Annotated in this window: 19 protein-coding genes and 1 tRNA gene; 11 read left to right on the forward strand and 9 right to left on the reverse strand. The window is 64.0% G+C overall.

Going from position 1 to position 20,570, the window contains the following annotated elements; genetic code table 11:
• Positions 1-90: 90 nt before the first annotated feature.
• The 3 genes from G3N95_RS30665 to gloB all read right to left on the reverse strand — a co-directional run bounded on the left by G3N95_RS30665 (position 91) and on the right by gloB (position 4,225).
• Positions 91-1,335: an MFS transporter gene (locus tag G3N95_RS30665; RefSeq protein WP_205973851.1), complete on the reverse strand. Its 1,245-nt coding sequence runs from the start codon at positions 1,333-1,335 to the stop codon at positions 91-93.
• 245 nt (positions 1,336-1,580) lie between these two features.
• Positions 1,581-3,266, reverse strand: coding sequence for a transglycosylase SLT domain-containing protein (locus tag G3N95_RS30670; protein WP_205973852.1), 1,686 nt, complete (start codon positions 3,264-3,266; stop codon positions 1,581-1,583).
• Between the two features lie 155 nt (positions 3,267-3,421).
• Complete coding sequence (gene gloB / locus G3N95_RS30675; protein WP_205973853.1) at positions 3,422-4,225, reverse strand: hydroxyacylglutathione hydrolase; 804 nt, start codon at positions 4,223-4,225, stop codon at positions 3,422-3,424.
• 19 nt (positions 4,226-4,244) lie between these two features.
• Between gloB and G3N95_RS30680 the strand changes: the two genes are divergently transcribed.
• From G3N95_RS30680 to G3N95_RS30710, 7 genes are all read left to right on the forward strand, one after another.
• Positions 4,245-5,060 carry a class I SAM-dependent methyltransferase gene (locus G3N95_RS30680; protein ID WP_205973854.1) on the forward strand — a complete coding sequence of 272 codons (816 nt, stop codon included), beginning with the start codon at positions 4,245-4,247 and terminating at the stop codon, positions 5,058-5,060.
• Positions 5,057-5,503: a ribonuclease HI gene (gene rnhA, locus G3N95_RS30685; protein ID WP_205973855.1), complete on the forward strand. Its 447-nt coding sequence runs from the start codon at positions 5,057-5,059 to the stop codon at positions 5,501-5,503. The genes G3N95_RS30680 and rnhA overlap by 4 nt, the downstream gene beginning before the upstream one ends.
• 74 nt (positions 5,504-5,577) lie before the next feature.
• On the forward strand, positions 5,578-6,327 hold the full coding sequence (gene dnaQ / locus G3N95_RS30690; protein WP_205973856.1) for a DNA polymerase III subunit epsilon: 750 nt from the start codon (positions 5,578-5,580) through the stop codon (positions 6,325-6,327).
• A gap of 49 nt (positions 6,328-6,376) precedes the next feature.
• Positions 6,377-6,451, forward strand: a tRNA-Val gene (locus tag G3N95_RS30695).
• Between the two features lie 234 nt (positions 6,452-6,685).
• The gene (locus G3N95_RS30700) at positions 6,686-7,669 is read left to right on the forward strand and encodes a glycosyltransferase family 2 protein (RefSeq protein ID WP_205973857.1); all 984 of its coding nucleotides are present in this window, start codon (positions 6,686-6,688) and stop codon (positions 7,667-7,669) included.
• Entirely contained in the window at positions 7,666-8,055 is a 390-nt protein-coding gene (locus tag G3N95_RS30705) for a GtrA family protein (RefSeq protein WP_205973858.1), read from the forward strand. The genes G3N95_RS30700 and G3N95_RS30705 overlap by 4 nt, the downstream gene beginning before the upstream one ends.
• Positions 8,052-9,920 carry a glycosyltransferase 87 family protein gene (locus G3N95_RS30710; protein ID WP_205973859.1) on the forward strand — a complete coding sequence of 623 codons (1,869 nt, stop codon included), beginning with the start codon at positions 8,052-8,054 and terminating at the stop codon, positions 9,918-9,920. Before G3N95_RS30705 ends, G3N95_RS30710 begins: the two co-directional genes overlap by 4 nt.
• Before the next feature lie 47 nt (positions 9,921-9,967).
• Here the strand turns inward: G3N95_RS30710 and G3N95_RS30715 are convergent, their stop codons facing one another.
• From G3N95_RS30715 to G3N95_RS30725, 3 genes are all read right to left on the reverse strand, one after another.
• Entirely contained in the window at positions 9,968-10,426 is a 459-nt protein-coding gene (locus tag G3N95_RS30715) for a DUF2214 family protein (RefSeq protein WP_205973860.1), read from the reverse strand.
• A gap of 78 nt (positions 10,427-10,504) precedes the next feature.
• Positions 10,505-11,362, reverse strand: coding sequence for a hypothetical protein (locus G3N95_RS30720; RefSeq protein ID WP_205973861.1), 858 nt, complete (start codon positions 11,360-11,362; stop codon positions 10,505-10,507).
• A gap of 237 nt (positions 11,363-11,599) precedes the next feature.
• A complete protein-coding gene (locus G3N95_RS30725) occupies positions 11,600-12,664 on the reverse strand; it encodes a glycosyltransferase family 4 protein (RefSeq protein ID WP_205973862.1) in 1,065 nt (354 codons plus the stop codon).
• A 738-nt stretch (positions 12,665-13,402) separates the two neighbouring features.
• Here G3N95_RS30725 and G3N95_RS30730 point away from each other — a divergent pair.
• The gene (locus G3N95_RS30730) at positions 13,403-15,238 is read left to right on the forward strand and encodes an ABC transporter ATP-binding protein (RefSeq protein ID WP_205973863.1); all 1,836 of its coding nucleotides are present in this window, start codon (positions 13,403-13,405) and stop codon (positions 15,236-15,238) included.
• A 93-nt stretch (positions 15,239-15,331) separates the two neighbouring features.
• Here G3N95_RS30730 and otsA read toward each other — a convergent pair whose 3' ends face one another.
• Both otsA and otsB read right to left on the reverse strand, forming a co-directional pair.
• Positions 15,332-16,768, reverse strand: coding sequence for an alpha,alpha-trehalose-phosphate synthase (UDP-forming) (otsA, locus tag G3N95_RS30735; RefSeq protein ID WP_205973864.1), 1,437 nt, complete (start codon positions 16,766-16,768; stop codon positions 15,332-15,334).
• Between the two features lie 52 nt (positions 16,769-16,820).
• The gene (gene otsB, locus G3N95_RS30740; protein WP_205973865.1) at positions 16,821-17,570 is read right to left on the reverse strand and encodes a trehalose-phosphatase; all 750 of its coding nucleotides are present in this window, start codon (positions 17,568-17,570) and stop codon (positions 16,821-16,823) included.
• Positions 17,571-17,975: 405 nt separating this feature from the next.
• Between otsB and G3N95_RS30745 the strand changes: the two genes are divergently transcribed.
• Genes G3N95_RS30745 through G3N95_RS30755 form a run of 3 tightly spaced genes read left to right on the forward strand, consistent with a single transcriptional unit; the run spans position 17,976 to position 20,015 of the window.
• A complete protein-coding gene (locus tag G3N95_RS30745) occupies positions 17,976-18,575 on the forward strand; it encodes an SCO family protein (RefSeq protein ID WP_205973866.1) in 600 nt (199 codons plus the stop codon).
• Between the two features lie 17 nt (positions 18,576-18,592).
• Complete coding sequence (locus G3N95_RS30750) at positions 18,593-19,072, forward strand: copper chaperone PCu(A)C (protein ID WP_205973867.1); 480 nt, start codon at positions 18,593-18,595, stop codon at positions 19,070-19,072.
• Positions 19,073-19,124: 52 nt separating this feature from the next.
• Complete coding sequence (locus tag G3N95_RS30755) at positions 19,125-20,015, forward strand: cytochrome c oxidase assembly protein (protein WP_205973868.1); 891 nt, start codon at positions 19,125-19,127, stop codon at positions 20,013-20,015.
• A gap of 13 nt (positions 20,016-20,028) precedes the next feature.
• On the opposite strand, the gene G3N95_RS30760 is transcribed toward G3N95_RS30755, so the two are convergent.
• Positions 20,029-20,511, reverse strand: coding sequence for a GNAT family N-acetyltransferase (locus G3N95_RS30760; protein ID WP_241019043.1), 483 nt, complete (start codon positions 20,509-20,511; stop codon positions 20,029-20,031).
• Positions 20,512-20,570: the final 59 nt, after the last annotated feature.

Here is a 20,570-nt window from a genome sequence, read left to right on the forward strand (position 1 = left end):
AGGACTCAACGGCACGCTCGGGCGCCCTCAGCTTGCTGAAAACGCGCCCTTCGCCGCCCTCTTTGGCTTTATCAGGATACGCCCGGCAACTTACGGCTGATGCTCCGCGTGAACATGCGCAGGATCTTTGGCAAGCACGCGGCTCGGCAGCACGTACCAGACCGCGCTCGCCAGTTGCAGCGCGACGAGAATGCCCCACGCGAGCAGATGCGCGGCGGGCGGATAGTGGCCGTCGACGGGTGTCCAGCGCGACAGCACGGCGCCGACGCCGATCTGGAAGCCGAAGATCAGCAGAAAAATGATCAGCGTTAAAGTCGTATTGGCGCGGCCGATCAGATGCGGCGGGAAATGCCGCGCGAGCACTGCATAGCTGAGGATGCCGACGCCGCCGAAAATCCCGTAAGCCGCCCACAGCAGCCCCGCCGGCAGCGGCGCGCGCAGCATGATCAGCAGTTGCGTGATGACAAACAGGGCCATCCCGACACCGCAAAACGCATACAGCGACAGACCGCGCCGCTCCATGCTGCGGGCCGCCGCGCCAAAGCCCACACAGCCGGCCATCATCGCGAAGCCCAGCACGGATACGAGCGCGGCTGCTTCGTGCGATCCGAAGCCTGATACGTCGCGCAGCCAGGCGCCCACCCACAGCGACTGCATCGCGTAAAAGACGCCCTGCGTGACCACCGAGAACGACGCAATCTTCCAGAACGCCGCGCTACGCAGAATGTGCCAGGTGCCCTTGAACTGGCTGACGAGGCTGGCCTGATGGCGCGTCTCCTGCTTCTCGGGCGCGAACGCCCACAACATCGCCGCGACCACGATCGTGAGGACGACGAGCGCGAAACAGACGGCACGCCAGCTCGCGAAGGTCAGCACCCACGTCAGCGGCGAACCGACCACCACCCCACCGAGACCGCCGACGGCCATCACGAGCCCGTTGATCAGCGGCAGACGCGCAGCCGGGAAATGCTGCGCGAGCGCCTTGAACGCGCCACCCAGACACACCGACACGCCGACGCCGATCAGAAGCCGCCCCACCATCATCGCCCCGACGCCGTGCGCCGCCCCGAACACGCCGATACCGGCGGCCGCGAACAGCAGCATGCCCGCCGTCACGCGACGCGAACCGTAGTGATCGAGCAGCACGCCCGCAGGCAGTTGCGCGCCCGCGAAGCCAAGAAAATAGAGACTGGTCAGCAGACCGAGATCGGTGGCCGACAAGCCGAGTTCATGGGTGATCAGCGGTGCAAAGCCAAGGTTGACGCCACGAAAAACGTACGAGACGAAATAACCGGCAGAGAACAGCAGGAACACACGAAGGGGCGTCGAGGACATGATGCATCAGCAGGATGGCCCGGCGGGCCCGAGGATGAACGATAACGGAATCGTGTCCATCGTGGTGCAAGACCGCGCTTGCCGTACGGAAAACGTCAGGGGAAACGCCGGCGAAAAGGTCGGCGGAAATGAAAAACGCCGTCACTTCATGTGACGGCGTTCAGGAAACGAGGGGAGATCGGAGCGCACTTCACGCGCTGCCCCCGCAGCACGTGTTCGGTCATCCTCGAGAATGCCGTTGTTCTTTACTTGCCCTTCTTCGCGTTGGCCGAGACCTTATGGTGGCTACCTGTCTCAGCCTTCGACGCCTTCCCGGCCGCTTCCGTCGAAACCTTCGTCACCCTGCCTTTTGCGGCAGCAGGCTTGTCGGTCTTGCCGACCGGTTCCGACACTTTCACCACGCCAGCGTGGCCGCGGCCTCGCTTCTTATCGTAGCGCGATTCTGAACGCGTGTCTGCGACCTGAGCGCTGGCCTTCTCCACGCCGCCGCCGACGGGCACCGTGGCCAGCTTCTGCGGGCCCGGCTCGCTCGGCATCGCCTTGCCAACTGGCACGTGCAGCACGACGACTTGGCCTGGCATCACCATGTCGCGCTTCGTCCGGTTCCACGCCTTCAACTGACCGATCGACACGTCGTAGCGGTCAGCGAGCACCGCCATCGACTGCTTGCGGCGCACGCGAATCAGCATCTTGCGCGTATCGGGTACGTCCGGCTCCATCGCGAGCGTGGCGCTTTCGGCGACGTCGGCGCTGATGTCTTCGTCGTCGTCATCGGCGCGCGGCACGACGATCGTCGAGCCCGGTTTCAGGCGCATACCCGCCGGAATCTTGTTCACGGCCATCAACGTATCGGCGTCGACACCGATCTTTTCGGCGATCGCGGCGGGACGGCTGCGCTCGGTGACCGTGTAGGTCGTCCACGACGACAGCGAGCCCGAGTACGACTTCAGATTGCGCTCGAAGGCGCTGGCATTGTCGAACGGCAGCAGGATCTGCGGCTGCGTCGCGCCAAGAATGACCGGCTTCTTGAACGACGGATTCAGTGAACGGAATTCGTCGGGCGTCATGTTCGCGAGCTTCGCCGCCGTGTCGACGTCGATGTCGTGCGACGTCGTCACGGTGACGAAGTACGGGTGGTTCGGAATGGACGGCAGCGTGAGCCCGTACACCTGCGGGTTCGACACGATGTTCTTCACGGCCTGCAGTTTGGGCACGTAGTTGCGCGTTTCCATCGGCATGCGCAGGCTCTGGTAGTCCGTCGGCAGGCCGGCCGCCTCGTTGCGCGCGATCGCGCGCTGCACATTGCCCTCACCCCAGTTGTACGCGGCGAGCGCCAGATACCAGTCGCCGAACATATCGTGCAGACGCGACAGATAGTCGAGCGCGGCACTGGTGGACGCGAGCACGTCGCGGCGCTCGTCCTGCCACATGTTCTGCTTGAGGTTGTACGTGCGGCCCGTGCCCGGCACGAACTGCCACATGCCCGCCGCCTTCGCGACCGACAGCGCCTGCGGGTTATACGCGGATTCGATGAACGGCAGCAGCGCAAGCTCCGTCGGCATATGGCGCGCCTCGAGCTCTTCGACGATGTGATACAGGTACTTCTGCGACCGTTCGGTCATGCGCTGGACGTAGTCCGGGCGCTGTGCGTACCAGTTCGCCTGCATGTCGACGAGGTCGCTCTGCAGGTCGGGCATCTGAAAACCACGGCGGATACGGCCCCAGAGATCGCTGTCTGCACTCGTCAACTGGTCGACGGAACTCTGGTCGACATTGATGGTTTCTTTGGCGGTGGCGGTCTTGCGGAGGGCGTCGGCTACGGCTTGCTGGTTAGCGGGATTGGAAGCAGTGGAAAGGCTATTCGTCGTAGGTCCCTGGCTCGCACACGCGGCGAGCGTCAGGACCAACAACGCGCAAAAGATGAATCTCATGAACGTCTCGGCTTCCAAAGGGGCTGGAATTTGCAGCCGATAGTACGAAAGTGCGCCGTTCCCGTCAATCAGAAAGATGTGAAAAAGTCTGCCAAATCTGAGGCTTGGCGATTGTTTCTACGATTGGGATGAGCATGCCCCCATGAATGGAGCGGTTAGCGGAACCTGTTCTTCCACTCCCGCATCAATGTGAAAGCGGCCAGCCGGTCCGGCACCGATTCATGCAACTGGTCGGCGAGCGCCGCCTGCACGGACGCTTCGCCCGCGCGCAAGAACGGGTTGACGGCGCGCTCATGCGCGATGGTCGTGGGCAGCGTCGGCACGTGGCGCGCGCGCAGCGCGGCCGCTTCGTCGCGCCATGCTTGCAGTTGGGCGTTGTCCGGCTCGCAGGCGAGCGCGAAACGGATATTCGACAAGGTATATTCGTGCGCGCAGTGCACTTCCGTTTCGCCGGGCAGCGCGGCGAGTGCATCCAGCGACCTGAGCATCTGCGCGGGCGTCCCTTCGAACAGCCGGCCGCAGCCGCAGGCGAACAGCGTGTCGCCGCAGAACACGTGCGGCGTGCCGCGCGAGTCGGCCGCCTGGAAGTACGCAATATGGCCGCTCGTATGGCCGGGCACGTCGAGGATCGTGAAATCGAGCGAAGGCGCGGCGACGTGCACCGTGTCGCCCTGCACGAGGCGCTCCGTGAGCAACGGAATCGCCTCTCCGGCGGGCCCATAGACGGGCAAACCCTGGGGCGCATCCTGGCCGTTCAGCAGATCGGCCACTCCGCCGACGTGGTCGGCATGATGGTGGGTGAGTAAAATAGCGCTCAGCCGCCATCCCCGTTTCGCCAGATAAGCCTTGACCGGGGCGGCGTCGCCCGGATCGACGACGACGGCATAATGTCCATCCGACACGACCCAGATGTAATTGTCATCAAACGCCGGGACGGGCACGTACTCGAGCGAATTCATAGGCGACGCATTCTTTAACATGTCTGACCGATCGATTATAGACTGGCCTGCCTGGACCACCTCCCCGCCCGGACGCTATGTGCTGGAGTGGGAGCAGGCGCAGCTCGACCGCGTCGTGTCCGACGTCTTCGGCTATCACGCGCTGCAGCTCGGCCTGCCGCAACTCGACGCGCTGCGCGAAAACCGCATGCCGTGCCGCGGCCTCGTGCTCGACGCCGAGAGCGGCGCGAGCGCGCCGTACACATTTCCGCGCGGCATCGCGGGCGGCCTGCCCGAACGTCACGCGCCCGCCGGGCGCAGCGCCGTCTGGTGCGACCTGCTCGACCTGCCGTTCGAGGCGCAAAGCGTCGATCTGCTCGTGATGCCCCACACGCTCGAATTCACGCGCGACCCTCACCGGCTGTTGCGCGAAGCCGAGCGCGTGCTGATGCCCGAAGGCCAGCTGATCATCATCGGCTTCAATTCGCTGTCGCTGTGGGGCGCGCGGCAGTCGGTCGGCAAGGTCGCGGGACGTCCGTTCGTGCCCGCCGCGCATGACCTGATCGCCTTCACCCGTCTGAAAGACTGGATCAAGCTGCTCGGCTTCGACCTTGAACGCGGACGCTTCGGCTGCTATCGTCCGCCCCTCGTCGGCGAAAAATGGCTGTCGCGTTATCAGTTCATGGAAGCAGCCGGTGACCGCTGGTGGCCGATTTTCGGCGCCGTCTATATGGTCACGGCGATCAAGCGCGTGCGCGGCATGCGTCTCGTCGGTCCGCTGAAAGTGAAGAAGCCCGTGCTGGCCGCCGGCCTCGCGCCCGCCGCCACACCCAACACCCGTAACAAGACCCAATGAGTTCTGATCTGATCGAAATCTTCACCGACGGCGCCTGCAAGGGCAACCCGGGCCCGGGCGGCTGGGGCGCGCTATTGCGCTACGGCACGCAGGAAAAGGAACTGTTCGGCGGCGAAGCGAACACGACCAACAACAGAATGGAGCTGATGGCCGTGATCGCCGCGCTCGAGGCGCTGAAGCGTCCGTGCAAGGCGGTCGTGCACACCGATTCGCAATACGTGCAGAAAGGCATCAGCGAATGGATTCACGGCTGGAAGAAAAAAGGCTGGGTGACGGCGGCGAAGGCGCCCGTGAAAAACGCCGACCTCTGGAAACGGCTCGACGCGCTCACGCAGCAGCATCAGCTCGAGTGGCGCTGGGTCAAGGGTCACGCGGGCCATCCGGAAAACGAGCGCGCGGATGCGCTCGCCAATCGCGGCGTGGCTTCACTGGCGGATCTCTGATCGGGCGCCAGCAGCTCACTCCGAACGAAGCAACCTATTCTTTTCACGCATCAACACAGGCAGGCAACACCGACATGCGTCAAATCATCCTCGATACGGAAACGACAGGACTGAATGCGAGAACAGGCGACCGCATCATCGAAATCGGCTGCGTCGAACTGGTGAATCGCCGGCTGACGGGCAACAACCTGCACTTCTACGTGAACCCGGAGCGCGACAGCGATCCGGGCGCACTGGCCGTCCACGGCCTGACGACGGAATTCCTGAGAGACAAGCCCAAGTTCGCCGAGATCGCCGACACACTGCGCGACTTCATCCAGGACGCGGAACTCATCATTCACAACGCGCCCTTCGACATCGGCTTTCTCGACGCCGAGTTCGCGCTGCTTGGCCTGCCGCCCTTCTCGAAGCATTGCGGCGAGGTGATCGACACGCTCGTGCGCGCGAAGTCGATGTTCCCGGGCAAGCGCAATTCGCTCGACGCGCTGTGCGACCGCTTCGGCATCAGCAACGCGCACCGCACGCTGCACGGCGCACTGCTCGACTCGGAACTGCTCGCCGAGGTCTACCTCGCGATGACACGCGGCCAGGAAAGCCTCGTGATCGACATGCTCGGCGAGGCGGCAGCGGACGAAGCCGGCGGCACGAAGCGCGTGAAGCTCGACACGCTCGAACTCGTCGTGCTCGCTGCAACGGGTGACGAACTCGCCGAGCATGAAGCATTGCTCGATGGTCTCGACAAATCGCTGAAGGGAACAAGCGTGTGGCGCACGCAACCGGCCGCGGAAGATGCGTCCGCAACAGCCGATGCGCAAATTGCTTAAAAAAGTGCTTGTCGAACTCTGAAAGTCCTGACATAATGCACAGCTCTTCGGGTGGTTAGCTCAGCGGTAGAGCACTGCCTTCACACGGCAGGGGTCACTGGTTCGATCCCAGTACTACCCACCAAATTCGAAGAAAAGAAGGCCCGGACGGAAACGCCCGGGCCTTTTTCTTTTCCGTTTTGCTTTCCGTTCGTTTCACCGTTGGCTCGCCCACCTGGCAGCGAGTTCTGGTCGACCTCACCATGCAACGATGAAAGCGCGCCAGATACGTGCGATAAAATAGCCGCGCTTTGCGCACCCGGCCGCCGCGCGCGAAACACGCGAAATACGTCACTCATCAACATCCATCACTCCGCCGATGCCGCTCTCCGATTCGCTTCGTCTAGCCGTCCTCGTTCCCTGCTACAACGAGGCAGCGACTGTCCGCTCCGTCGTGCGGGATTTTCGCGCGGCACTGCCGGGCGCGGACATCTACGTGTTCGACAACAACTCGACGGATGACACGAGCGGCATCGCGCGCGAAGCCGGTGCCGTCGTGCGCCAGGTCGTGTATCAGGGCAAGGGCAATGTGATCCGGCGGATGTTCGCGGATATCGACGCCGACGTGTATGTGCTCGTCGACGGCGACGACACCTACGACGCCGCAGTTGCGCCGCAGATGATCGAGCGTCTGGTCGAGGACGCGCTCGACATGGTCGTCGCGACCCGTCACACGGAAGAACAGGAAGCCTATCGTCTCGGCCATCGCTTCGGCAACGTGATGCTGACTCGCTTCGTCGCGTCGATCTTCGGCCGCACGTTTACCGACATGCTGTCGGGTTATCGCGTGTTCTCGCGCCGCTATGTGAAGTCGTTCCCCGCGCACGCGAAAGGCTTCGAGACGGAAACGGAACTCACCGTCCACGCGCTCGAACTTCGCATGCCCGTCGCCGAAGTCGCGACGCGCTACAAGTCTCGCCCCGAAGGCTCCGTCAGCAAGCTGAACACTTATCGCGACGGCTTCCGCATTCTCGGCATGATCGTGAAGCTGTTCCGCGCCGAACGGCCGCTCGCGTTCTTTTCGATCGGCACGGTGCTGTGCGCGCTCGCGTCGATCGTGCTTGCCGTGCCGCTGTTCGAAACGTACTTCGAAACGGGCCTCGTACCGCGCTTTCCGACGGCCGTGCTGTGCGCCGGGCTGATGATCTTCGCGGCGCTGTTCCTTGTGTGCGGCGTGATCCTCGATACCGTCACGCATGGCCGTGCCGAAGTGAAGCGTCTCGCGTATCTCGCCGTTCCCGCGCCCGGCACGCAATGCGGAGCGGCAACGGCAGCGTCGGTCACAGAACGGTCCGTCGAATGAAGCGCGAACTGCTGCGCTTCGCGATTGCCGGCGTAGTCGGCCTCGTCGTCGATGCAAGCGTGCTGTACGGCATGCTTGCACTCGGCGCCGGCTATTTCGTCGGCCGCGCGGTGTCGTTCATCGCGGCCGTCTGGTCGACATGGCAGATCAATCGCCGCTTCACGTTCGTCGAAGGCAGCAACAAATCGGCGTGGGCCGAGTGGTGGCATTACCTGTTCGCCATGCTCGGCGGCGGCGCCGTCAACTACGCGGCGTATAGCGCGACAATCCTGCTGCTGCCCAAGAGCGCGTTGCTGCCGCTCATCGCCGTCGCGATCGGATCGCTGGCGGGCATGACGGTCAACTTCGTCAGCGCGAAACTGTGGGTCTTCAAGGCCCGCTCATGACCGCTCGCCCCGTGAACCCGGATCTCCAGGCAGATGGAGCGTCGCCCGCGACACGCGCGCGCATCGTCGATCTACGCTCGCCTCGCGCGATGGCAGTCGCGTGCGTGATCGTGCCGCTGCTGTTCGGGCTGTATTCGCTGCTGCTCGGCGCCGACGCGAACTGGGATCTGTACAACTATCACCTGTACAACCCGTTTGCGTGGCTGCACGGCAAGCTGCAGACGGATCTCGCGCCGGCGGGCATGCAAACGTATTTCAATCCGCTGCTCGATACCGCGCTGTATCTGTTGAATACGCATCTGCCGTCACGCGTCGTCGGCTTTTTGCTGGGCGTGCTGCATGGCTTGACGTTCGTGCTGATCGTAGCGATCGCGCGTGAAGTGTGGCCGTCCTCGATCAGCGAAGAACGCTACCGTCTGCCCGTACTGATCGCCGCGGCCGGGTGCCTCACAGCGAACTTCCTGTCGGGCCTCGGCAATTCGATGGGCGACGACACGACGGCGCTGCTCGTGCTCGGCGGCCTGCTCGTCGCGCTGTCGAACTGGCGCCGCCTGGGTACGCGCACGGCCGGCGCATTTGCCGCAGCGATTGCGAGCGGCCTGCTCGTCGGCTTGGCGACGGGCCTCAAGCTGACGAACGCCGTGTTCGCCGTCGCGCTGTGCCTGAGTCTTCTGAGCTATCCCGGCACGCTGGTCGCGCGTGCGCGCATCGCGTTCCTGTTCGGCATCGGCGTGCTGGTCGGCATGGGCACGACGACGGGGTTCTGGATGCTGCATCTGTGGCAGCAGTTCGGCAATCCGCTGTATCCGCAGTTCGGCAAATTCTTTCCGAACCCACTGACGACCTCCGGCGCGCAAGGCGATATGCGCTGGTTGCCGCGCAACGTCGTGGAGACGCTGCTGTGGCCGTTCATCATCGCCGCGGATTCGAAGCGCGTCGGCGAAACGCCCATCAGGCAGATCATCTGGCCGATCGTCTACGTCGTGCTCGTGTGGTGGGCGCTCGTACGCATCACGCTGCGCATCAAAGGCCAGCGGTCCGCAGGTCTCGAACCGAAGCAAAGGCTCGTGGTGCTGTTCGTCGCGCTGGGCTTCGTCGTGTGGATGAAGCTCTTCAGCATCTATCGCTACATCGTGCCCATCGAGGTGCTCGCGCCGATGGTGCTCGTTCTGCTGCTCGACCGGCTGTTGCCCGCGCGTATCGCACGACGTGCATCGGCATGGCTGCTGATCGCCGCGACGGCTGTCGTCGTGACGGGCGGCGCGCGCACGTGGGGACACGAAGGCTGGGCCGATCCGCTCTATCACACGCAGCTTCCGCCACTGGAGCAGCCGGCGCGGACGACGGTTGTGATCAAGAGCGTGACGTCGGGCTGGGCGTGGATCGCGACGCGCTTTCCCGACACGGTCGCGTTCACGCAGATCGACAGCAGCTTCCCTGCGAGCGATGCGTTTCGTGCGCGCATCGTGACGCTCGTGCGCGAACGCGGCGGTCCGTCGTTCGCGCTGATCGACGGCGCGCACAACTGGCGCGAGGACAACGTCAACGGCATCAACGACGTCGCGGCGACGCTCGGACTCACGCACTCGACGCGCGGCTGCAATGCGTTGCACTGGGCGGTGTCGAAGCTGCATCTGCATGCCGCGCTCGAAGGTCCGCGCGACGCGTCGGAACAGTGCCGGCTCGGCCTGCGCGACGATGACCGCATCGACCTCGCCGCCCGCAACCGCCAGTTGGCCGCCGATGCCGCCGCCACATTCGAGCGCGCCGGATTCAGCTTCGACGCAGGCTCGTGCAAGCCGTATGAAGCGGGAATCGGCAAAGGCGTGCTCGCGTGGCAGTGGTGCCGCATCAGCCCGCGTTGAAAGCAAAACGCTCGCGCTGAGCTTGCCGCCAAGCCGCCAGCCGGCGCTTACGGCGCGCCCGCGCCGATTCCGCGCGCCATGCCCGACGCGGCGAACACCATCACGACGAGCAGAATCGACTGCCAGTGTCCGATGCGCGCGAACCGGCCCACGCGCGAAAGATCCGGCGCCTCGCCATTTCTGACGGCGACGCGCCAGCGAATCAGCGACATCATCGGCGCGACTTCGAGGATCAGGATCAGCACGAGCGCCGTCATCTTGAGATGAAAGAGCGGCTCGTGCAGGTAGTAGCCGGCGCCCTTCTCGAAGCCACCGAACACGCGCATCAGGCCCGTGACGATCAGAACGACGGCCGTGATGCCCCACACGTTGTCGGCGAGAAACACGCGCGGCAGATCGGCGGGACCGGTCAGTCGCCGCAACCCGCGTGTGCGCCCGATAATCGCCGCGAGCGCAAAACCGTAACCGAGCAGATGAACGGCGGCCAACAACAAGCGAATCAGCATGGACTCCTCCATGAGCGATGAAAGCGTTGGGTGTGTCGCAGCGAAGCGAGACTGGCGGGCGCGGCGCCCGCGGAAAGCTCAGGCCTGGCGCAGATTCGCGTCGAGCGCCCGCGCGGCGACGCGATCGCCTTCCGTCGAAAGCGGCGTCCTGAACACCGTCTGCCGGTTGTGGCCGGCTGCGGCGGGCGAATCCCACATCAGCTCGACCTTCGGACGCCGCATCAAACCACCGACGCCCGCGCGTTCGAGCGTCGCGTGACCGTTCGATATGGGCGGCACGGTGGCGGGCTGGGCGCCCGACAGATCGACGGCATGCGCGGCGCGCGCCATACCCGTCGCACGTTGCGCCCCGTCCTGCCAGCGCAGCGACAGCTCGCGCGCATCGTACTGGCCGAGCTTGCGGCTTTCGGCCCAGACGACAGCCGTGCGCGTGACGGCATCGATTGAAATGGCAAAGCGGCCGATCGCAAAGCGGCGCGCAGCAGTGTTCGTGCGCCAGAGCGCGCGCGGCCGGCAGATCCACACGACGATCGCATACAGCGCGGGCGCAGCGATCAGCCAGCCGTTCGTCGCCGCAACCGCATTGAAGGCGCGCCGCCAGCCGGCCGCCCACGCGAACGCCCCTACCGACCAGACCGCGAACAGCAGACCGAGGAAAGCAAACAGACGCAACGCCTGACGCAGCCACTGAGGCAGCGGATGAAACGGGCGTTCGGCACGCGCTTTTGCGCCCGGAAGAAAGATCAGCAGAAACAGGAAAACGAGGTTGATGCACGCCCACGGCGACGAGGCCATCGCCCGCAGCGCCGTCAACGGCTCCATCTCCCCCATCGAGAAGAGCCAGCGAGCCAGGATCACGAGGCCGATGGCGCGCAGCGCGAACAACGTGCCGGCGCCGGGCGCCGCGCTCGCACGCGTCTGTTTCGTTCTCGCCAAAGCAATCTCCTCATATCGACCGGCTGCGCCGGATTTGCGGCACGGCCATTATAGGGATATTACGGATTCGTCTCATGGTTGCCGGACCGCGAACGCACACTTTCGCCACATTCCGCGCGCCATTCGCGTCGACGTGCGGCGCAAATGCAACAACGCCCCGCATGTTCGACACATGCGGGGCGTTGTCCGGACATCGTGGAGACCGCGCCGGGACGGCGCAGTCTTCGACGAAGACGATCAGCCTGCGTTGACTTCGCGCAGCACCGTGCGGCGCTTCGCGCGCAGCATTTCTTCGTACACGTTCAGATAGTTCTGCGCCATCACCTTCGACGAGAAGCGCTCTTCGAACGCCTTGCGCACCTTTGCGCGCGGCAGTTGGTCCAGACGCTTCAGCGCTGCGACCGCGCTGATTTCGTCTTCGACGACGAAGCCCGACACGCCGTTCTCGATCACTTCCGGCACCGAACCGCGCTTGAACGCGATCACGGGCGTGCCGCAAGCCATCGCCTCGATCATCACCAGACCGAAGGGTTCCGGCCAGTCGATCGGGAACACCAGTGCGTGCGCGTTGCCGAGGAACTCACGCTTTTCGGCTTCGCCGATTTCGCCGATGTACTCGACGTGCGGCAGCGCCATCAGCGGCTTGATCACTTCTTCGTAATACGCGCGGTCAGCCTTGTCGATCTTCGCGGCGACCTTCAGCTTCATGCCTGCCTGGCCGGCGATGCGGATCGCGCGGTCAAGGCCCTTCTCCGGCGAGACGCGGCCGAGGAATGCGAGGTAACCCGGCTCGACGTTGGGGATCGGCGTGAGCACGTTTTCCGGCAGACCGTGATACACCGTCGACAGCCAGTTGGCCTGCAGCAGCGGCTGGCGCTGGTTGTCCGAGATCGACACGACGGGCACGTCGCTGAACGTGTTGAACACGGGCTGCAGTTCGGGCAGATCGAGACGGCCGTGCATGGTCGTCAGGAACGGCACCGGCTGGCGCGCAAACAGCGAGAACGGGTAGTAGTCGATGTGGAAATGCAGCACGTCGAATTCGTCCGCACGGCGGCGCACTTCTTCGAGCAGCAGCATGTGCGGCGCCATCACGTCACGGATGGTCGGATCCAGACGCAGCGCCTGCGGCCAGAATGCTTCGAGTTTCGCCGAGGTTTGCGAATCGCCACTCGCAAAGAGGGTCACGTCGTGTCCCAGCTCAACCAGCGCTTCCGTCAGGTACGACACGACGCGTTCCGTGCCGCCGTAGAGCTTGGGAGGAACCGCCTCGTGCAAGGGAGCGATTTGAGCGATTCGCATAATGGAAAACTCCTCGTAAAAAATCAGGCAAAAAGACTGCAGTTTGGAAAAAGCGACTTCGCTTGCTCGCCAGGGCGCTCGGTTCGGCATGCAGCTTGAGGCCGCACCGGCACGAGCCTGATTCTTTCGAGAAATTCCTGCGATGGATCGCTTGGTAAGACACCAGCTTGGGTCACTGTCAAAGACTGTGCTCATGCCGTAAACGCGGCGGATGAACGAACGTTGACAAACTGTCAGATATTTCCTGACGCGACCGAGCACGCATTATCAATGCCTACCTGGCGGACCCGCTCCGACATTTCAAAGTCTTTACGTTGTTACAAACGCGAAACACTCTGCAAACCCTTGTTTTCTCAAGGCGTTCTACATTGGGAGCCCTGCATCGGCGCTGGCGCCAGGAGCCGATTGTCGACAGTCCGAGAACCTGACTGCGCATGTAAGCACCGATCTGTCGGTCTCCATTGCGCCGGCTGCGTATGCAATCTGTAATTATATCCCGAAAATGCACGTCTTTGGCGTGAACCACTCGGCCCGATGCGGGCCAAGCGTGGGAAAGCTTACCGGTATCGTGTCGCGAAAATAATCGCGCCCTCTTTGGCCGTCCCGCCATGCGAAATGGCTTTTGCATGTTTACAATGCGAGTCCTACGCTGGTGTTACGGGCCGTTCCCAGGCACAACCGTTGCACGACCTGAACCCGATTCAGACCGTCTCAAACCGACCGATCTCACACGAACAATTGGAACATCTGACCATTGCCCAGCGAAACGCCCATAACGCAAAGCTCGCGAGCTATGCGAACCGGCCGCTTGCGTTCCTCTTCCGCTTTATCCGCCGCCACCCGGTCGCTCATCTGATCGTGCTGTGCAGCGTATTCGCGGCCGTGGGCTGTGCACTCGCTTCACAGTACGCGATCAAGCACCTGATCGACGTGCTGGGCGCAGGCCGTCATCATCCGGGGCCGCTGTGGGGCGCGTTCGCGATCCTCGTCGGCCTGATTGCCGCCGACAATCTGCTGTGGCGCGTCGGCGGGTGGGTGGCCGCGCATACGTTCGTGGTCGTCACAGGCGATCTGCGCAAGGACCTGTTTCAGTATCTGACGGGCCATTCGCCGACCTATTACGCGGAAAAACAGCCCGGCACGCTGGCGAGCCGGATCACGGCGACCTCGAACGCCGTCTACACGGCCGAGAACACGACTGCGTGGAACGTGCTGCCGCCCTGTATCGCGGTCGCAGGCGCGATCGTGATGATCGTTACCGTGAATCCGCTGATGGCGCTCGGCCTGCTGACCTGCTCGGCGATTCTTTCCGTCGTGCTGTTCAAGCTCGCGGGACGCGGGTCCGCGCGTCACCACAACTTCGCGACCAGGGCGGCCGCTGTCGACGGCGAGCTGGTCGACGTGATCGGCAACATGGGCCTCGTGCGCGCATTCGGCATGACGTTCCGCGAGCAGAAGCGTTTCAGCGCGACCGTGAAGTCGGAAATGGTCGCGCGTCAGCAGAGCCTGCTGTACCTCGAAAAGCTGCGCCTGCTGCATGCCGTCATCACGGCGCTGCTGTCGGCGGGTCTGCTCGGCTGGGCGCTGTGGCTGTGGGATCAAGGCAAGGCGACCTCGGGCGACATCGTGCTCGTCAGCTCGCTCGGCTTCACGATCCTGCATGGCACGCGCGATCTGGCCGTCGCGCTGGTCGACGTCACGCAGCACATCGCGCGCCTCGCCGAAGCCGTGAAGACGCTGCTCGAGCCGCACGGCATGCCCGACCGCAACGACGCAACGGAACTCGTGCCGCAAGGCGGCCGTGTGACTTTCGACAAGGTCACCTTCGCGTATCCGAAGCGCCGCCCGATCCTCGATCACTTCGATCTCGACATCCCCGCCGGCCAGCGCGTCGGCCTGATCGGCAAGTCGGGCGCGGGCAAATCGACCGTGCTCGCGCTGCTGCAACGCTTCTACGAAACGCAGGGCGGAAGCATCCTGATCGACGGCCAGGAAATCAGCGGCATCACGCAGGACAGCCTGCGCCATACCATCGCGCTCGTGCCGCAAGACATCTCGCTGCTGCACCGTACCGTCTACGAGAACATTGCCTACGGGCGTCCTGAAGCAACGCGCGACGAAGTGCTCGCCGCTGCGCGCGATGCCCGCTGCACAGACTTCATCGAAGCGATGCCGGAAGGCTTCGACACGATCGTCGGCGATCGCGGCGTGAAGCTGTCGGGCGGCCAGCGGCAGCGTATCGCGATTGCACGCGCGATCCTCAAGAACGCGCCGATCCTGCTGCTCGACGAAGCAACCTCCGCGCTCGACAGCGCGTCCGAAGAAGCGATCCAGAAGGCCCTCGACCGGCTGATGGTCGGCCGCACGGTGATCGCAATCGCGCACCGCCTGTCGACGCTGCACAACTTCGACCGGATCATCGTGATGAGCGCGGGTAAGGTGATCGACGACGGCAGCCCCGAAGAATTGCGCAACCGTCCGGGCCTTTATCGCGACCTGCTCGCCAAGCAGTTCGGCAAGCATTCGACGCTGCACGTCGGCGGCAAGAAGCTGGACGAACAGCACGTCGCGTGATCCACCCCGCGCCCATCTGGAAGGACGGGCACGCAATGCAAAAAGCCGCTTCGAATCGAAGCGGCTTTTTTTATCTGCGCGCGATGCGGGACGTCACCCTTCCGCCGTTTCCCTGATCGACTGCGCGGACGGATCCGGCATCTGCTGCAAGTCGCGCATGAAGTTGTCGCGCCACACCGACACGTTGTTCTCGCGCAGCTGCCCCATCATGTCGACGTAGCGCGCCTTGCGTTCGGCGAGCGGCATCGACAGCGCCGTGCCGAGCGCATCGGCCATGCCGTCGATATCGACGGGATTGACGATCAGCGCGCCCGTCAGCTCCTGCGCGGCGCCCGCGAAGCGCGACAGCACCAGCACGCCGGGATCTTCCGGGTCTTGAGCCGACACATATTCCTTCGCGACGAGATTCATCCCGTCGCGCAGCGGCGTCACGTAGCCGACGTGCGCCGTGCGGAACAGCGCCGCGAGCACGGGCCGCTCGTATTGCCGGTGAATGTAGCGGATCGGCGTCCAGTCGAGTTCCGCGAAGCGCCCGTTGATGCGCCCCGATTCGCCTTCCAGCTGCAGGCGAATCTCCTGATACGCGTGCAGATCGGAACGCGTCGGCGGCGCGATCTGCAGGAACGACACCTTGTCGCGATACGAAGGGGAGTGCTCCAGCAGCCGCTCGAATGCGCGGAAACGCTCGACCAGCCCCTTCGAGTAATCGAGCCGGTCCACGCTCATGATCAGCTTGCGCGCGTGCAGCGTCGCCTCGATCGTGCGCACTGGCTTGTCGCCCTCGCCCGCTTTCGCCAGCTCGGCGATCTCGTCGGGATACACGCCGATCGGATACGCGGCCGCGCGCAGCGTGCGCCCGAACGCCCGCACGACAGTCGGCGCGGCGCGCTGCCCCGGCGCCTGTGCTTCCACCGATCCATCCGCCTCGTTGACGATGTAGTCGCAGAACGCGCGCAGATCGGGCTTCGTCTGGAAACCGAGCAGATCGAACGAGCAGAGCGCTTCGACCAATGCGCGATGCGGCGGCACGGCCAGCAGCACCTGCGCCGCCGGAAACGGAATATGCAGGAAGAAGCCGATGCGGTTCTTCACGCCCGCTGCGCGCAACGCCTGCGCGAACGGAATCAGGTGATAGTCATGAACCCAGATCACGTCGTCGTCGCGCAGCAGCGGCACGAGCTGTTGCGCGAGCCACGTGTTCACGCGGCAATACCCTTCGAAATCGTGCCGGTCGAACTGCAGCAGATCCGGCCGATAGTGGAATGCGGGCCACAGCGTCGCGTTCGAAAAGCCGCGGTAGTACTGGTCATAGTCGCGGCGCACGAGGCCGATGGTCGCGAACGTCACCGGGCCGCGCTCTTCGAGCTTGATCTGCGGCTGGCCGGAGCCGAGCACGTCGCCGCTCCAGCCGAACCACATGCCGCCCGTTTCCTTCAATGCGTCGTACACGCCGACGGCGAGACCGCCCGCCGCCGGGCCGCCTTCCGAGATCGGCGCAACGCGGTTGGATACGATGATCAATCGGCTCATGTGGCGTGATTTCCGTGCTGAGTGAGGGCGAGGCGCGGACGAATAGTCGTCGTCATGCGCTGCGGGCCGCCGCGACGATTTCCGACAGCCACGCGAGCAGCGCGCTCACGGAGCCGATGCGCGAGCGCGCGATCGTATCGCCGCTGCCGACCTTGATCGACAGGCCGCCGTGGTCGTTGACGACCGCGAAGCCTTTTTCGTCGGTGAGATCGTCGCCGGCGAAGATGGGCGTGCGGCCCGTAAATGGCGGCTCGTCGAGAAACGCGCGCAGTGCGCGGCCTTTATCGACATCCTTCGGCTTGATTTCGTAGACCATCTTGCCCGGCTGCAGCACATATGCATCCGGATAGTCGGCGACCAGACGGGTCGTCGCTTCGCGCGCTACCGGCTCGCGGTCGGACGCATTCCGATAGTGCAGCGCGAGCGCCGCGCCCTTGATTTCGAGCAGCATGCCCGGGTTCGCATTGACGATGTCCGCGAGCACCTGCTCCATGCGCAGCAGGCGCTCGTCGTTGAAGCCGATGCGCTGCGTGTCGCCGTTCGCGTCGCGCCGCTCGGCGCCATGCAAGCCCGCGATGGGCAGATCGGGCATGCCGAGAAACTGGTCGATGCTGTCGATGCCCCGCCCCGACACGATCGCCACTGCGCCGTTCGTCAGACGCCGCAATTCGGTGAGAAGAGCGATTGCCTCGGGCTGCACGAGCACGCCGTCGGGTGTCGGTGCCAGATCGACGAGCGTACCGTCGAAATCGAAGAAAAATGCGGTCTCCGTGGGAGACAGAAAAGCGGGAAGTGCTTGCATCGGTGTACGTTGCCTCTCAGCCGCTTCCGGCCGGAAAAGTGTGCGCATCTTACCGCGCATCGGTCGTTTTTTCGAGAAAGTAAGTTTTCACGCAGCACGGGCGGGCGTTCCGGGCCGTCGATCGGCGGAATGCACTGCAAACTCCGCACGATCCGGCTACAGCCGCCTTTCAACGCTCCGCGGCATATTGACTCGCCTTCCGCTTCGCAGGCCCACGGTACAACGACGCGTCGCAAATTGCGATAGAGTCGCAACGGCGCCAGCCGTGGAATAACGCTGCGCGCCATCGAGTCTTATCCATCGCGGCGCGTAGTTTGCGTTCTGTTCTGAATCGAGTCGTCGAAACTGCCTTTGTTCCCTAAAGCACGGGTGTTCCACTTGCCCTCCCTCGCCCCACAAGCGCCCATGCGGCTGCGCCTCGCGGCGCTGGGCATCGCGCTGTGCGCGGCGCTCGGCAGCGCGGGATGCTCGCAGCGGGGCGAGCCGTGGCAGCTCACGGACGTCAGCGGCCACCTGCCCGACCTCGATTTCACGCTGACGGGCGACGACGGGCGGCCAATCGCAGCGGATACGCTCAAAGGGCGCGCGTCGCTGGTCTACTTCGGCTACACGCATTGCCCGGATGTATGTCCGGAAACGATGGGGCGTCTGATGCAGGTCATCGACAAGCTCGGACCCGACGCGCAGAAGGTGCGCATCCTGTTCGTCAGCGTCGATCCTGCGCGCGACACCCCGAAGGCCCTGCACGACTATGTCGCTGCATTCGATGCGCAGCATGCGAGAGGCCTGACAGGCACCGATGCGCAGATCGAGCGGATGGCGCGGCACTATCGAGTCGCGTATCAGATGGAGCAGCGCGATCCGCACGGCAATTACGAAGTGACGCATAGTTCGGCCGTCTACATCTTCGATGCGCGCAATCACGCCCGCCTGCTCGCCACGGATCACGACACGCCCGACGTCATCGCCAGGGACGTGCGCCGTATCATTGAAGACCCCTCCTGATTTCTCACAGGTTCACCATGACACAACAACTCAAAACGCTTTCGACGCTTCACACGCTGGTTTGCGCCGCCGCTTTCGCCTTCGTCGCGACGGGCAGCATGGCCGCGCACGCCGCCGACAGCAAGCAGGCCATCGCCGTGCAGAACGCATGGGTTCGCTGGCTGCCGAACAATCTGCCCGCCGCGGCCTACGTCACGCTCGCGAATTCGAGCGACAAGCCGATCGACCTCGTCGACGTATCGAGCGCCGACTACGGTAGCGCGATGCTGCATCAAACGGTGTCGAACGGATCGACGCAAAAGATGGTGATGGTCGACAAGCTGACTGTGCCCGCGCATGGGCAGGCTTCGATTGCGCCGGGTGGTTATCACGTGATGCTCGAAGACGCGAAGCATAAGATCGCACCCGGCGATACGGTTCATCTGAAGCTGCAGTTCTCGGACGGCGAGACGCTCGATGCCCCGTTCGTCGTGAAGTCGCCGGCCGCGGCGAAGTAGCGCCAGGCGAACTTGCGCCTCCATCCGCGATGAATCCGATCCTTTACCCGCGATGAACCCGCTCTACTGGCTCGAACCCTGGGAGCCGTCGCCGACTGTCGTGATCGCGATGCTGCTCGCCGCCGTGCTGTTCGCACGCGGCGTGCGCAAGGCGAACGTATCGGGGGCGCGGCAACTGTCGTTCTGGTTCGGGCTGGTAGCACTCTATGTCGCGCTGCATACGCGGCTCGACTATTTCTTCGAGCATGAGTTCTTCATGCATCGTGCGCAGCATCTGGTGCTGCATCATCTCGGACCGTTCTTCATCGTGCTGTCATATCCGGGCGCAGCGATGCGCGCGGGCATTCCATTCGCGTGGCGGCAACGCTTCCTGCGTCCCGCAATGCAGACGCGCGGCATGCGGGCGACGCTCGACGTTCTGTTTCATCCCGTCGTCGCCGTCGTTCTGTTCGTTGGACTGATCTATTTCTGGCTGCTCTCGCCGGTTCACTTCGTCGCGATGCTCGACTGGCGGCTGTATCGCGTAATGAACTGGAGCATGGTGGTCGACGGCCTGATGTTCTGGTGGCTCGTGCTCGATCCGCGGCCTGCACCGCCCGCGCGGCTCGCGCCGGGTCGCCGCGTGTTGCTGGTCGTCGCGGCTATTCCGCCGCAGATCGTGCTCGGCGCGTTCATCTTCTTCTCGCCGCGCGAGCTGTATCCCGTGTATTCGATCTGCGGGCGCGCCTTCACCTGGCTCAGCCCGATGCGCGATCAGCAGATCGGCGGACTGTTGCTATGGATTCCCGGTTCGATGATGAGCGTGATCGGCGCGGTGCTCGCGCTGCGTCACTGGATGAGACTCTCCGCGCGAGCGCGACTGCGCGATGAAAAACAGGCGGACGTCACCGCGTCTGCTCGCACGCGAACGTCATCGAGCGCGCTGCACGTCAATCAGCATTGAGACGCTGCGTGCGTCAGGCGGAACGCATCCAGATATGCGGGATGCCGTCTTCTTCGTGCACGTCCGACACCGGCTCGAAACCGAACGCGCCATAGAACGCCTGCAGATGCGCCTGCGCGTGCAAACGAATCGGCGTTGCCGGCCACTGCGCATGGATGTGACCCAGAACCTGCTCCAGCATCGCGCGGCCCAAGCCACGTCCGCGGAATTCGGCTGTCGTCAGCACACGGCCGATGCGGATGTCGGTGTCCTCGCCGTCGGGCAACAACACGCGGAGATAACCCGCTAGCGGCGCGCGTGCGCCGGGCGCGTGGTCGCCGTACGCGAGCAGATGCCATGCACCGGTATCGAGACCGTCGACATCGTCATAGAGACAGTTCTGCTCGATGATGAACACGGCTGCGCGTGCGGCGAGCATGTCGTAGACCTCGACGTTCGTCAGGTCGTTGAAGGCCTTCCAGCGCCAGTCGTCAGGAGAAGTCGTTTTGCTTTGCATACGTTGCCGCTCGGTCATGACGTTGGGTGAACAGGTTGGCGAGGCAGTCGATTATGCCG

Origin of the sequence: Paraburkholderia sp. Tr-20389 (assembly GCF_017104565.1) — a bacterium.
GTDB lineage: Bacteria > Pseudomonadota > Gammaproteobacteria > Burkholderiales > Burkholderiaceae > Paraburkholderia.

Excerpts from the sequence above, each read along its gene's own strand:
- G3N95_RS30715 (WP_205973860.1), bottom strand. The coding sequence starts at position 10,426 with ATGCTGATTCGCTTGTTGTTGGCCGCCGTTCATCTGCTCGGTTACGGT.
- rnhA (WP_205973855.1), top strand. The coding sequence starts at position 5,057 with ATGAGTTCTGATCTGATCGAAATCTTCACCGACGGCGCCTGCAAGGGC.
- G3N95_RS30745 (WP_205973866.1), top strand. The coding sequence starts at position 17,976 with ATGCGGCTGCGCCTCGCGGCGCTGGGCATCGCGCTGTGCGCGGCGCTC.
- G3N95_RS30750 (WP_205973867.1), top strand. The coding sequence starts at position 18,593 with ATGACACAACAACTCAAAACGCTTTCGACGCTTCACACGCTGGTTTGC.
- G3N95_RS30700 (WP_205973857.1), top strand. The coding sequence starts at position 6,686 with ATGCCGCTCTCCGATTCGCTTCGTCTAGCCGTCCTCGTTCCCTGCTAC.
- G3N95_RS30665 (WP_205973851.1), bottom strand. The coding sequence starts at position 1,335 with ATGTCCTCGACGCCCCTTCGTGTGTTCCTGCTGTTCTCTGCCGGTTAT.
- dnaQ (WP_205973856.1), top strand. The coding sequence starts at position 5,578 with ATGCGTCAAATCATCCTCGATACGGAAACGACAGGACTGAATGCGAGA.
- G3N95_RS30670 (WP_205973852.1), bottom strand. The coding sequence starts at position 3,266 with ATGAGATTCATCTTTTGCGCGTTGTTGGTCCTGACGCTCGCCGCGTGT.
- G3N95_RS30760 (WP_241019043.1), bottom strand. The coding sequence starts at position 20,511 with ATGCAAAGCAAAACGACTTCTCCTGACGACTGGCGCTGGAAGGCCTTC.
- G3N95_RS30710 (WP_205973859.1), top strand. The coding sequence starts at position 8,052 with ATGACCGCTCGCCCCGTGAACCCGGATCTCCAGGCAGATGGAGCGTCG.
- G3N95_RS30725 (WP_205973862.1), bottom strand. The coding sequence starts at position 12,664 with ATGCGAATCGCTCAAATCGCTCCCTTGCACGAGGCGGTTCCTCCCAAG.
- otsA (WP_205973864.1), bottom strand. The coding sequence starts at position 16,768 with ATGAGCCGATTGATCATCGTATCCAACCGCGTTGCGCCGATCTCGGAA.
- otsB (WP_205973865.1), bottom strand. The coding sequence starts at position 17,570 with ATGCAAGCACTTCCCGCTTTTCTGTCTCCCACGGAGACCGCATTTTTC.
- gloB (WP_205973853.1), bottom strand. The coding sequence starts at position 4,225 with ATGAATTCGCTCGAGTACGTGCCCGTCCCGGCGTTTGATGACAATTAC.
- G3N95_RS30680 (WP_205973854.1), top strand. The coding sequence starts at position 4,245 with ATGTCTGACCGATCGATTATAGACTGGCCTGCCTGGACCACCTCCCCG.
- G3N95_RS30705 (WP_205973858.1), top strand. The coding sequence starts at position 7,666 with ATGAAGCGCGAACTGCTGCGCTTCGCGATTGCCGGCGTAGTCGGCCTC.
- G3N95_RS30755 (WP_205973868.1), top strand. The coding sequence starts at position 19,125 with ATGAACCCGCTCTACTGGCTCGAACCCTGGGAGCCGTCGCCGACTGTC.